The organism is Niastella sp. sgz303648 (assembly GCF_059587045.1).
In genome coordinates this window covers 88,863-102,197 of the sequence record NZ_JCAPSW010000009.1, presented here as the reverse complement: position 1 = coordinate 102,197, position 13,335 = coordinate 88,863, and the positions used below count along the sequence as shown (strand labels likewise).

General features: G+C 41.9%; 12 protein-coding genes. 6 read left to right on the top strand and 6 right to left on the bottom strand.

The window, feature by feature from the left end; genetic code table 11:
• Positions 1-706: tetratricopeptide repeat protein (locus tag AC59IL_RS24955; protein ID WP_496554933.1), on the top strand; the 706-nt coding region annotated here is incomplete at its 5' end.
• Between the two features lie 55 nt (positions 707-761).
• Here AC59IL_RS24955 and AC59IL_RS24950 read toward each other — a convergent pair.
• The 4 genes from AC59IL_RS24950 to AC59IL_RS24935 all read right to left on the bottom strand — a co-directional run bounded on the left by AC59IL_RS24950 (position 762) and on the right by AC59IL_RS24935 (position 5,516).
• Positions 762-1,550 (bottom strand): hypothetical protein, encoded by a 789-nt coding sequence (locus AC59IL_RS24950; RefSeq protein WP_496554932.1) that lies wholly within the window; start codon positions 1,548-1,550, stop codon positions 762-764.
• Between the two features lie 244 nt (positions 1,551-1,794).
• Positions 1,795-3,993 (bottom strand): B12-binding domain-containing radical SAM protein, encoded by a 2,199-nt coding sequence (locus AC59IL_RS24945; RefSeq protein ID WP_496554931.1) that lies wholly within the window; start codon positions 3,991-3,993, stop codon positions 1,795-1,797.
• Positions 3,994-4,146: 153 nt separating this feature from the next.
• Positions 4,147-4,563 (bottom strand): ester cyclase, encoded by a 417-nt coding sequence (locus AC59IL_RS24940; protein WP_496554930.1) that lies wholly within the window; start codon positions 4,561-4,563, stop codon positions 4,147-4,149.
• Positions 4,564-4,619: 56 nt separating this feature from the next.
• Entirely contained in the window at positions 4,620-5,516 is an 897-nt protein-coding gene (locus AC59IL_RS24935; protein WP_496554929.1) for a helix-turn-helix domain-containing protein, read from the bottom strand.
• A 266-nt stretch (positions 5,517-5,782) separates the two neighbouring features.
• On the opposite strand from AC59IL_RS24935, the gene AC59IL_RS24930 reads away from it, so the two are divergent.
• Both AC59IL_RS24930 and AC59IL_RS24925 read left to right on the top strand, forming a co-directional pair.
• Positions 5,783-6,244, top strand: a complete 462-nt coding sequence (locus AC59IL_RS24930) for a glycine zipper domain-containing protein (protein ID WP_496554928.1) — start codon at positions 5,783-5,785, stop codon at positions 6,242-6,244.
• Positions 6,245-6,285: 41 nt separating this feature from the next.
• Positions 6,286-6,732 (top strand): PepSY-like domain-containing protein, encoded by a 447-nt coding sequence (locus AC59IL_RS24925; RefSeq protein WP_496554927.1) that lies wholly within the window; start codon positions 6,286-6,288, stop codon positions 6,730-6,732.
• Positions 6,733-6,859: 127 nt separating this feature from the next.
• Here the strand turns inward: AC59IL_RS24925 and AC59IL_RS24920 are convergent, their stop codons facing one another.
• Positions 6,860-7,672 (bottom strand): hypothetical protein, encoded by an 813-nt coding sequence (locus tag AC59IL_RS24920; RefSeq protein WP_496554926.1) that lies wholly within the window; start codon positions 7,670-7,672, stop codon positions 6,860-6,862.
• Between the two features lie 249 nt (positions 7,673-7,921).
• Here AC59IL_RS24920 and AC59IL_RS24915 point away from each other — a divergent pair, with 249 nt between their 5' ends.
• The 3 genes from AC59IL_RS24915 (at position 7,922) to AC59IL_RS24905 (ending at position 10,421) form a co-directional block, all read left to right on the top strand.
• On the top strand, positions 7,922-8,905 hold the full coding sequence (locus AC59IL_RS24915; protein ID WP_496554925.1) for a helix-turn-helix domain-containing protein: 984 nt from the start codon (positions 7,922-7,924) through the stop codon (positions 8,903-8,905).
• Positions 8,906-9,017: 112 nt separating this feature from the next.
• Positions 9,018-9,458, top strand: a complete 441-nt coding sequence (locus AC59IL_RS24910) for a MauE/DoxX family redox-associated membrane protein (protein ID WP_496554924.1) — start codon at positions 9,018-9,020, stop codon at positions 9,456-9,458.
• A 711-nt stretch (positions 9,459-10,169) separates the two neighbouring features.
• Complete coding sequence (locus AC59IL_RS24905) at positions 10,170-10,421, top strand: DUF6520 family protein (RefSeq protein WP_496554923.1); 252 nt, start codon at positions 10,170-10,172, stop codon at positions 10,419-10,421.
• 79 nt (positions 10,422-10,500) lie between these two features.
• On the opposite strand, the gene AC59IL_RS24900 is transcribed toward AC59IL_RS24905, so the two are convergent.
• A complete protein-coding gene (locus AC59IL_RS24900) occupies positions 10,501-13,188 on the bottom strand; it encodes a S9 family peptidase (protein ID WP_496554922.1) in 2,688 nt (895 codons plus the stop codon).
• Positions 13,189-13,335: the final 147 nt, after the last annotated feature.

Below are 13,335 nucleotides of genomic sequence, written 5' to 3'. Positions count from 1 at the left end.
CGATGAAGGCAGAAAAAATGAAACAGAAAAATATTACTTAAAGGCTATTGAAACAGGAAATATCGATGCGTTGTTTAACCTGGCCATACTTTATGACGATGAAGGCAAAAAAAATGATGCAAAAAAATATTACCTTAAGGCTATTGAAAAAGGAGATATCGATGCGTTGTTTAACCTGGCCATACTTTATGATGATGAAGGCAGAAAAAATGAAGCAGAAAAATATTACCTTAAGGCTATTGAAAAAGGAAATATCGATGCTTTATATAACCTGGCCCTTTTTTACTATGAAAACAACCAGCACAAAAGGGAAGCGCTTGAATTGATTAATAAGTATAAGGACCAAAACCCTAATCCAAGAGCAATAGAATCTTTGATAGTTATTGAGGTATGGAATGCTGTTTTTAAAAATACTGAAGAAAGGGTGTGGCAGGTTATCATCGATAGTAATTATGAAAACCTGTACTGGTTTTTAAATAATTTGCTTATACAGGAACAAATGCAACTTGTTTCAAATGCATTTACAAATGAAACTCATGGTAAAATTTTACAGGATAAATATTCTTTATTGTATTATGCCGTATTGCTTCTTACAAACAAACACTCAATAGAAAATCCGGAACTACGTATTCCTCCGGAAGTAATGCCTACCGTGTTGGAAATAAATGAAGATATTGAACAAATGCAGGCAATGTATGCAAAATAAAAAACCTCTCTGAAGACCGAAGCTGAAAAAAATGAAAATAGAAGGTTTGTACCCCCTATCTATTATACGTTAACTCCATCGCCAGGTAATTCTTCCCTTTTACCTGCATGGTCAGGGGATAGCCATCGTTATTATAGGTCCATATATATTCTACTTGCCCATTGGGAAGTTCGCCTTTAACAGGATTATTTACAGATCTTGTTGCATAGGGAAATCCCCAACCCATAAAAATGTAATTTAACCTCGATGTGGTGTTGAAAAAATTCTTCTTCTGGTCATAAGCCAGGCCCCTCGACTGCCATTGTGAAGTGCCATTATCGAAAACAGTCGTATTCTCATATTCATTACCGCTGCTGTTATAAGAAATAAGCGTTTTCTGAAGATGGTTAAACGCCGGGTTAGCCAGGTTCAAATAGGTCCAGGCTTCCAGTAATTGATTGCCCGACCATTTATAGGTAATCTGGATGGTATCGATACCTCCCCTTAAACCCGGCCGTGTAAAATCGATGAAGATGGTTTCACCACCATCAAAAAACTTTATGGGCTTTTTGAGTGTATCGGTTTGACCATTTGCAAAATTGACCAGCGCTATCAACGTATCTCCCTCATAAATGAATTTTTGGGTAGGCAGGTTCGTTTTAGGGTCCAGCGTGGCGGTAAGGTGGCCTTCTTTATCGTACGCATAAGCCGTTGAATCTGTCATAATCTGCCCATTAAATTCATAGCGCGTTGTTTTTTTGAGGAGTTGCAGCGGCGAGTTGTCAACAGGATCTTTAGAATCCTTTCTGCATGAAAACAGTACACATAACAGTAACACCAAAACGGTGAGGCAAGCGAATTTCATTAGATAAGTTTACAATAACAATCTACACTAATCCGTCGATTTCAGCAAATGATACTGACTCATTAACAAAAATTGCAGGGCAAAAAAATGTTACTAATTTAAATGATACTTTAGAAACAACATATGTTCCTGACCGTTCGAACAAAATAACATGTTATGCAATATAATATCTTTGTATGTTTGATGGCACCATTACACATGGCAACATTCCGCCTTTTGATTAGAATTGGATTGGGGCCCTGTTTTATAACTTCAGCAAACCAACCTTATGTAATGTATTCACTGGCTTATTGTCCCAAAAGAGTTCAAAATCTTCCAGTCCGGCGGCTTTGTAGCTGTCCATCACGTCCTGCAGCGTTAGCATTGCAGGGTTGCTGATCGACAGTACCTTTAGCATTTCGGCCAGCCAGTTGCCTTGTTCGCGGTCGACACTGATGCTGTACTTTCCGCGTATGTCCTGAAAGGTGAGAGTGGTCATTTCCCAGCTATTGCCCTTTTTACTTTTGGTGAAGTGTTCTACACCGGGTGGCTTGCCCAGGTATACGATCCTGGCAGTGGGTTTGGCAGGTGTGTAAATACCCTGTTCAAGGGCTTTCTGAATATAATCAGGAGCTACTTTTGTTTTAGGCACTTTAAAGTCGAACCATTTTTGCAGCGGATCGTTGAGACCGATGCCGTGCATATAGTTGAACAGTGATTTCTTCAGTCCAAATGCAAACGTTTCATGATCGGCGCCCGTTTCGTCTATGTGTACGAGGTCGTTGTTGGCAAAGGCTCCCACTAGGGCAGACTCTCTTTTTACCTTGAATTTCTCAGGCTGCATTCCTATAGGACTGTGCACCGTCATAGTGAACAAATGCCAGAAGGCCGACTGCAGTATGCCGGCGGCGAATAGCTGCCGCACCATTTCCAGTGAATCGATCGTTTCCTGTTCGGTTTGTGTTGGAAAACCATACATCAGGTAAGCATGTACCATGATGCCTGCCTCGGTAAAGTGCTTGTTTACCTGGGCTACCTGTACTACCGTGATGCCTTTCTGAATAAGCTCCAACAGGCGGTCGCCGGCCACTTCGAGCCCTCCCGAAATAGCAATACAGCCTGAACGTTTCAACAGCAGGCAGAGGTCGCGGGTAAAGCTCTTTTCAAAACGCACATTGGCCCACCAGCTCAACGTTAGTTTGCGCCGGATAATCTCCAGCGCCAGTGCACGCATCATGGCCGGTGGAGCGGCTTCATCCACGAAGTGAAAACCATTCTGACCGGTTTGTTTCATCATCTCTTCCATGCGGTCTACCAACAAAGAGGCGGCTATCGGCTCATAGAGTTTGATATAATCGAGTGAAATATCGCAGAAGGTGCATTTGCCCCAATAGCAGCCATGCGCCATGGTTAATTTGTTCCACCGGCCATCGCTCCACAAGCGGTGCATGGGGTTTACGACCTCAATAGCAGAGATGTATTTATCCAACAGAAAATCGCTGTAATCGGGTGTGCCAACCTGCGCCTGTTTGTAATCGGAACAGCTTTTATTGTTGATGTATTGCACGGCTCCCTCCTGAAGGATAAAAGTTCTTTTCAGTTCCTCAACAGAACGGTGACCTTCTACCAGTTGCACCAGTTGTTCAAGAGGAGCTTCGCCATCATCGAGCGTAATGTAATCGTAGAATTCGAATACACGCGGGTCGGCGACGGAGCGCAATTCGGTATTGGCGAAACCGCCACCCATGGCCACTTTTACTTCGGGGTAATGCTGTTTGATAAACTGTCCGCAACGCAGAGAAGTATACAGGTTGCCGGGAAAAGGAACAGAAATGGCTACCAGCCTGGGTTGTAACCTTTCCATGTGCGCTTTCAGCAACCTGATCAGCAATTCATCAATAAAGGTATATTCCATTTGCAGGGCGTTGTACAGTTCGTCGAAGCTGTTGGCCGAGCGGCCCAGTTTTTCAGCATAACGGCTAAAACCAAAATGCTCATCCACACACTCGCTGATAATGTCCGACAGGTCTTCGAGGTACATCGTGGCAAAGTGCTTGCCTTTGTCCTGCGTACCCATAGTGCCAAAAGCCCAGTCCAGGTCTTCCAGCTGCGCAAAACGGCTGGCTTCGGGCAAAAAATCCCGTTTGCAGATGCGGTGCGCCAGGGTTGGATTGTGCCCCTGTAAAAAAAGGATTACATCGTTGATTGTATGAATATAATCGTCCTGCAGGGCCACCATGCGGGCGGCATTGTCTGACAATGGTTTCCCGGAGCGGTTGATAAGATCGAACAATTCCTGCAGCCCTTCGCGGCAGAACAGGGCCAATGTTACCTCGATACCCAGATCGCTTTGGAAGGAATGGATATTTTTGGTATTCAGGAAGCCCTTCAGGTAAGCCGTCGCCGGATATGGCGTATTAAGCTGCGTAAAAGGCGGAGTAATCAAAAACACAGGAACGCTCAAGATCAAAAGTTTCGGGCAAAATTAGGCTAAAAGACTGGTTTTAGGAGGGGTTTGCAGACCTGCCTCCATCCCACCCTTAAAATCAATTTCGGTTATATTTCGATGTATGAAATGAACATTTTGTAATCACAGGATATTCCTGGCTGCCGCACGTTATTCCGATAATTTCCTGATGATATCCGGTATGTTGCTGATGCCCCAGTGTTCTGCATACCTGCCCTGGTGAAGGCGTATGATATCTATTACCTGGATTGCCACTTTCCTGTTTGAAGGCGGGATACCCATGAATTCACCCGTGTGGGTGGCATGAAGGACTTTTCTTGTCGTTACCTTGTCGCCCTCAGCTACCTGGTCCAGTATCTCAGCTTTTACATCAGGAAAGCCCACCCGTAATACATGCATGAGGAAATGGATCATGCTTTCTGCACCGCCAGGCATACCTTCGGGAGCTGCATGATTAATGACGTTTGGCGACACCAGTTCATGGAAAGAATCGATATTGCCTTGTTCGATCACTTCCCTGTTGAATCGTAGAACTATCTCCTTGTTTTTTTCGGTAGTAAAAAGCATGTCGGTAAAAATTTATACCGGCAAAATTACAATTGGGTGGAGGCTGGAGTCTGTCGTCAATCATTCAAAAATTGTGGCTGATCGTTCAGATATTCCAATTGAAATTCACTGGGTGTTTTGCCGAATACTTTCCGGAAAGCCTGACTGAAGCTGGAATGACTTTCGTAGCCTACTTTATCATATACCTGACCGGGTTTTTCATGATGATATTGCAGCAGCTCTTTTGCCAGTTTCATTCTCTCCTGCAGGAACCATTCATTGGGAGGTTTGCCGTATAGCCGCATAAACCGCCTTTTGAATGTGGATATACTCATATGGCAGAGGAAAGCCATTTCTGATATACTGACATTACTGGTGATATTCGTTTCCACCACTTTCCGGATGGCCAGGTCATCGCTGTGTTTATTAGGAGCTGGTTGAAAGGATAATAGCCGGGTTGAATACTTTTCAAGCAGATATAACCACAACTCTTCCAGTTTCAGCAGCCGCATTTCGGTCGATAATTGTTCTTTTGATTGCAGCAACAGCTGTAAAGAATCGATAAAATTCCGGATAAAGGGATCTTTTGTAAACGAAAGATAAGATGCCGGAGAGATTTTTTTCGCATCCTTTATCTTATTTACCCTACCGGCATATTTTATAAAAAAATTGGTTAATAAGCCGGTATCGAAGAATATGAGTATGCTGCGGAAAGGTATTTTCTCCACCAGGTTCATGGAAACCACGCAATTACCGGCAGACAGTAAATGAAATTCGGTATCCCTGGCATAAACAGTTTTTTCAGCAAAATGCATTGTCTTTTCTCCGCTAATGACCAGGCTGATGGCATTTTTGTGAAGGATACCCTTTCCTTTATAACGACCCGGAGGAGGGGAATAATCATAAAAAATGATGCTTTCTGATCCGCTTCCTTCCCCCGGTAAAATATCCTGTGGCAGGTTTATAATGTCCATATATCAAACATTTCACACCAGCTACAAATTACCGTAAAAAACAAAATCCCGGGGCTTTTTAAATTACAAATAGCAAGATTATATATGGTGGTTTGAATTGGATTGCCCCTCCTTTATACTTTTTTCATGACGCTATAATGAAATAAGCTTTTGAATTATTTATAAATAACTGAAATTTAATTCATTGAATTATTTTTTTCATATGCAGGTCATGACACGGCATAATCTTTGATTAACAAGCCATTTTAACCCTTTAAACAAAAAACATGAGATTAGTTTTGTTCTTATTAGCGCTTTCGGTCATTTTTTCTAATTGCAACTCTGATTCTTCCAATGGCTTAGCCAGTAAAAAAGACACCATAGTGATCAGGGATACGGTCACTGCCCCATCTAAACATACTTCTCCGCATAGTACGAGAAGAGAAAAACAGTATGAGGGCACTGCTCCCAACAGCGCTAATGATGGAAATTATTCCTCAACTTCAAATGAGCCGGCAACCAGCACCACTCAACCACAAACTCCTCACAAAAAGGGATGGAGCGCTGCCGCTAAAGACGCTGTGATCGGCGGTGCCGCAGGGGCTGCAGCAGGCGCCATCATAGATAAGAATAATCGCGTAGTAGGCGGAGTTGTAGGCGCTGCGATTGGTTCAGGGGCCGGTTATTTAATTGGCCGTTCAAGAGATAGGAAAACGGGTAGAGTTGTAAAACATAGGTCAACCAATTAAAACTATTTCAACAATAATTAAAGCCCTCTTAAATACACTGTATGAAAAAATTATTTTTGAGTATTATAATGATGCAGGCTTTCGCGATCAGCATCTACGCGCAGGCAAAATTGAACGAATCATCCATTCCGGAAGCAGTAAAATCAAAATTTAAAACCCTTTATCCTGGCTCAAAAGTCGAACACTGGGCAAAGGAAGAGGGCAACTATGTTGCAGAATTCGATTACCTAAAAAAGGAAACGGTCATTTTTATCGCACCGGATGGGAAAGTCATTAAGTCAGAAACAAGAATTCATCCATCTGAGATACCGAAGGATGCCCAGGCTTACATTGCCAAACATTATCCCGGAAAAAAAATAACAGATGCCGTTACCAGCAAGGACCTTCAGGGCAACCAGATTTATGAAGCGGAAGTAGATGAGCTCGACCTGATCTTTGATGCAAAGGGTCAATTCATCAGATCAGTTAAGGAAAGGTCGCTTGAATAGTAACCTGTAATGATTTTAAAACAGCCCCATCCCGCTGGCGGGATGGGGCTGTTTTATTCCAGGCATACTTCACTTTATCAACGATAATACTCCTAAGCCCTTTTTAGGATGTGTCATTTTCAAATTTTTACGCCCATTTCTTACCCATACTTTTACTGCATTGCGATATCATATAATCGATATCGCGAAACTTCAGGCCGTCGCCCAACGCACTGGCTGCATATTCGGCACTGTTCTTAAAATAGCCATGTATCATTTCCGGTTTTGTTTTAACGGGTGCTTTATGTTCTTCCGGATCTGACGGGTGTAATTTTTCTTCGAGTGAACGAATAAAGCCCGCCTTTTCTTCGTCGGGTAACTTATCAAAACGCTTGTTTGTTTCGCCCAGAAAATATTTTTTGGAATCCCATTCCTTACGTCCCATATCGGTGGAAATGGTGCGCCAGGCATCCTCCCATTCTGCCGGAATCAGTTCATATTTACCCAGCAATACCTTCTTGTGTTTTTCTATTTCCGGTGTGTTTTGTACCGTAGCGCCCATCTGTTTGTAAAAGTCATATTCCGTGAGCGCCGGCGCGCCGATCGCAATGGTCGTCATTCCTGCATCCTTGCTAATTTTTCCAAAATGATAAAGCAATACAGCACCCAATCCATACCCTTGCGGAAAAACGGAAACTACTTTCAAAGTCGATTCCTTTGCTGCTTTATCTATTTTATACGTTAAAGACCCACTTACTTTTCGATTACTGCTTATAAGTTTTATTTCTCCATTGTTTTCCTCAACAGTAATATCCGGGATTTCTTTCGTTTGTCCTTTATAGTCCGTTTTCATTTGCAGAGGTATCCGGGCCGGCCATGCAATACCATTGCCCGAAACATGATTGGCAGCAGCACGGCTGCCTGCCGGGGATAAGCTTCCGGCTCTCTTTCTTTCAATCATATGCGGCTATTATCATAGAAAGATACAAATACTTTTGGCAGCATTAAGGTAGTCTGGCGATCATCCGGTAGAGTGAGCCATTGCGTTATTATATACGCCATTTTGTTTATATAATTTTTTTTATTTTTTTCGGATTTATAAAAAAACTCATTTTTGCACTGTTAAGGCTATACTATAATAAATCAGTGAAAGGCGCGCCACTTTGAATAAGTGGACTAATTCATTATATGAGTTTTTAAAGCCTTCACTATGCTAAATAAACTTTTTTCATCCCGATCAGGTGAATTAGTATTTTCAACAGACAATACCCCTTCCGGCAAGCCATTTACACTCCCGGGGTCTCATTTGCAGGTTGCTACCAATAACCATGATTATCATTTTTCTTTCCTTGAATTTGACCTTGGCATTTTTAAAGCGAGGTTTTATCAATTTGAATCAAAGATCACGGAAAAGTATACCTGGGTCAGCGACCCAATGATCACTTTAAGAATGGGCAACGCACAGTCATTTATCTTCCATTTGCCCTACCTCGGAAAACAGGTTTTTCATCAACGGGATTTTAACCTGCTGCATATCCCCCACCACTCCATTGAGTTCACACTCGGGCCCGAAGAAACAATAAGATTTATGGACATTATTATTACCGGAGAATACCTTTGCTCACTGGAGTCTGATTATCCGTCGTTGCTTGCCGACTTCATACAAAAAACCCAACGGCGGCAAACGGCTAAATTAAAAAATCACAACAGCATTGCTTCCATAGAAGTGCTTCGCTGGATAGATAAACTTATTCAAACAGGTTCCCCGGAAAACAAAAGCCTTTTGCAGCCCGAAATGATTATTGACAAAATAGTTCGAACCTGCCTTACAGTTATGAGCGATCGACCTTCCGGTAAATCAGCCAGGTTAAATTTGCCTGAAGTGAATACCCTGTACCGCATAGCTGCCTACCTCGAAGAATCTGAAAAAAAAGTCTCTACGCCCGAACTGGCAGAAACTTTTAAAATCAGCATGTACAAGCTGCAAAAAGGGTTCAAAGAAATATTTGGCTATCCGGTTTTACACCACCCGCTTGAAGAAAAAATGCGGCTGGCCCTGCGACTTATAGAAGATAAGCGCTACAACAATAAAGAGGTAGCCGGCATGCTGGGCTATAGCGACCCCCAAAGTTTTAGTCGTGCATTTAAAAACCGCTTCGGTTACTCACCCTACCGGAATGCACAGAAAATGTAGATTTTTTTATTCCTTTCGATAAAACGTGCTACAAAATTGGATACAGTGATTGATAGTACGGATAAAGGCGTCTATTATCTTTAGGGTGGTTGTTAAATAAGCCACGATTTATATGGTAAAAAAGATCATAACAGATATCACAGGAAATTTATTGATACTGTTGTTTGGTTACGCGGCTGTTAGCAAACTGATGGTTTACCCAACGTTTGTATCGCAAATTGGCCAATCACCTGTATTACAAGGAATGTCGCCCTATATTGCCTGGGTAATTCCTGCTATTGAATTAGGTATTTGTGTGCTGCTGATATTACCGAAATGGAAGTTAAAGGGGTTTTATGCGGCAACAGGTTTAATGCTCGTATTTACCCTATATGTACTCGCTATCATGTATCTCAGCCCTACCGTGCCCTGCAGTTGCGGTGGCATTTTGAACGGGCTCGGCTGGCAAAGCCATCTCGTTTTTAATATTCTTTTTACAGGGCTTGCATTCACCGGCCTGCTGGTCGAAAAACATCAAACAGGCAGCACCCGGCAGCAAAACGTATTGGTGTGATATTTATACCATCTTCAAACAGCTATCATTTATGCGAACAGCAAATACTGTAAAGCATCCAGGTGTGATCATGTTATGTATAATATTAATAATGGCTTTATCGGGATGCCAGTCACCTCAATCGCACCAACCCGATAAACGTGTTCTTACTATACCAGCAGTGAATTTATTGCTTACCGACAGTTCACGGGTGATTAACACTATTCAAATACCACCAGGGAAGCCAACTGTATTAATGTACTTTAACCCCGATTGTCAGTTTTCCCGGCAACAAACAGCCGAAATTTTAACCCATTACGAACGATTGCAGCACTTTAGGTTCTACCTATGCTCGCCCTTCGGGTTACCTGCCATAAAAAATTTTTGCCACAACTACCAATTGAGCAGGTATAACAATATTACCGTGGGAAGGGACTATGAATACTTTTTCTATAAACAACTTAATATAAATTCTTACCCATTCTTATTTATTTATACTCCGTCTAACCGGTTAAAAAAAATAATAACAGGAATGGTTGATGCGGAAACGATTATCAAAATCGTCAACAGCTAAAGGGCGTCTTTTCATCCAACGCTTGCAGGGCAAATAAAATTATTCGAATGCTTCGTGGAGGTTGATGCCTGCCACCTTCAACGGAAGCAGTAAACAAGTGCAGGCAATAAATCGGTTTATAAAGTTTTACTTTTTGCTTTTAAAAAGTAGCGATTATTATGAAAAAAACTAAAATGATTTTCAGCGTACTGGTATTGTTTGTTGCAATAACAGCAGCTTTTGCGTTCAGGGCCCACAAAAAACTGCCCGGCGATCTTTACTATTTCAATTCCGCCAGCGCCTGCGTAGCTGCCCCTTGCGAAAGTGCGAATAATACCAACAATCCGTGCAAGCTTTCTCCATTATACAAAAATAGCACCTGCACTTCTCAGTATACCAGCACCGCGTGGGTAACTGATGGAGGCAAATAGCTGGTCATAGGCAATAAGCAATAGGCAATAGGCAATGGTGAATAAGTATTTTCAATTGTCTATTGCTCTTTGCTTATTGTTATTGATATTCCAGTCCTGATTCAATCCCTTTCGATATCGCCGGTATTCCATTCGTTAACCATTTGGGAGCAGGTTCCTGTTTCAGAAAGTGATTAAAAAACTGGTCAACCCTGATGGTAAAGTCAATTTTGTTTTTTAATTGATTTATACTGTGATACTCTTTGTCATATTCGAGCATCCATACTTTTTTGCCCAGTCTTCTGAGCGCCGTGAACCATTCAATTCCCTGCTGAAAGGGCACTTCCCCATCTTCCCTGTTATGCATGATCAGCAACGGCGTGGTGACTTTATCGGCATTAAAAATTGGCGAATTTTGAAAATACAACCTGGGGCTTTCCCATAAAGTATGCCCTACCCTTCCCTGGCCATATTCAAAATAAAACTGGGCACTGTGCTCCCGGTAAAAGCCGTTATAATAACTTATAAAATCGCAGGCGCCCGATGATTCCTGGGCCGCGGCAAACAGGTTTGTATGCGAAACAAGGTAATTCACTTCGTACCCGCCAAAACTATGCCCCTGTAAACCCATCTTCGTGGTATCAACCCAGGGAAACCGGGCAATGTAACGGGCCGCAGATTCAACCGACTCACAAACATTTTCACCCGGACTACCAGGCGTGTATAGTATATCAGGGGTGTAAACCAGGTAACCATTACTAACAAACCAGGGAATGTTAATAGTGCCGTTACTGTATTCAGGTTGTAGAAACTGGTTCAGCCGGTGCGATAGCTGTTCATAGAAATAAAAAATTACCGGGTATTTCTTCAGCGTATCAAAATTTTCGGGCTTGTATAATATGCCCTGGTTCAATGTGCCATCGGATTGCTTCCAGGCAATCAGTTCCGTTGTCAGCCAGTTATAATTTCGCTGCGGGCTTTCGTTTGATAAAACGTTGAATGTTTTAAAATCACGGGTAAAGCAAAGATTAGGATATTCAGTACTGTTCATTCGCCTGAGAATATACGCCGCAGTATTTTTTGCCTTTAGTATGGGGTATTTTGTAAGGAACTGAAGATTAAACCGGTTATTAGCATAATATAAACAGGGATCAAGGGAAAGCTTCACCGGGTCACCGGCTTCATTAATATTTTTTTTAAAAAAACCATTGTTCTTACTTTCCATATCAAAAGCCACCAATAGCACCGCCTCGTTATCAAATACCGGTGCAGCATAGTCGTTATTATCGGTATTCCAAACCCTTAACATTATATGGTGCCGTTGGCCATACCCGTTGGTTACATTAAAAGGAGGATATTTTCCGGTGAGATCAATTTTCCAGATGTCAAACTGGTCATACAATAGAACCGCCCTGTCGTTAGGCAGCCAACCTGCTATACCAAAAGGAATAAATGGCTCCATCCTCATTGGCTGAATTTTTGGCAACCATGAAAGGTCCGGTTGAGCAGTTATATTTTTCACTTCCCCGGTATCGGTATGGTAACTGAAATAATGCTGCTTTGCCGGATCATACCAGATGATATACTTACCTGAAGGCGAAATATTAATGCTTATATCCCAGCCCGTAACAACCAGTTTGCGCCGGCCACTTTTAAGGTCTACAGTATAATAGGCAGGCATGGTAGCCGCTTTCCATTTGCCGGAGAAATAACTTATATTTTGTTTGATCAAAGCCACATCACCGTTTCCATTCCCGGCCAGCTCAACAAAAGGTTCGTCTTTTTCCTGGTCTAACTGAACAATGCTGTCGGTGTTTTTTGCTACAACCGCTGTATATATTCTGTTGGCAGCCTGACTTACCATAGCCTGCTGTTCACTTTGCAAAAAATCATCATCATAATGCCAGATATTTACATCGGGCATATTCTTTTGTCCCTTTCCGGGTGTATTTATTTTCTTTTTGATAGAAAATATAATTTTTTCACCATCGGGAGAAAATTTCAGGTTGCTGCCGGCAACAGTATAATTGCTGTCCATACCGGGGGCATTGTCTTTTACCCGGGCAATCGCATGGTCCATGCCCCTGCAGTAGTATTGCAGGGTTGTATTGATCATATTGTTTCCCGGGGTATCTGTTATAAAAACCAGTTGTGCGGCCACATCATCAAAAACAAAATTGCGCGCATTATGCACGCCTTCCATTATGGTGAGCGCTTTGCCATCGGCTAAATCAATCCATTTTATTATAGCCATATTTTCTTTCGCATTGCCTGAATTACAGCGCAACAACAATACATCGCCATTGCCTGAAAACTGATAATAGTCAACCTGCTCAAACAGGTGGGTCTTGTTCTGCTGCCAATCATATAGTATCAATTTCTTTTCAGAAGATGCTTCCTGCCAGGCCAGCCATTTTCCATTTGCGGCTGCCGGCACTTTAAAAGAAAGTATTTTAGGGGCAATAAGCGTGGGGCTGCGCTTTTGAACATCATATATAAAAAGGCTGTCGCTTTTTTGATAAACAACCAACCGGCTGTTTTCGGTGATCACCGCATTTTTTGCCTCCGGTATTTTTTCTATCCATCTTTGATCAATCCCTTGAATTACCAGCGTATCAGGCGCATCGCCTTTTTCAAGATAGTAAATCACGAACTTACCATCGTTACTGATCTTTTCATCGGTAATATCGGGCCAGTTTTTAATGGCTTCGATGGTCAATGGCGGTTTTTGCGCGAGTAAGGTGAAGGAGAAATGAATAAAAAATATAATACCGAAACCTTTTTTCATAAACAGTTTTTGATCTAACACTAATATACAACTGTAATAAATATTGAATAATGAATGTTAAATTTTGAATGTTGAAGGGTAAATACAGGAATTGGTTTTTACTTCAACATTCAATATTCGATATTCGACATTCGGTATTCAATATTA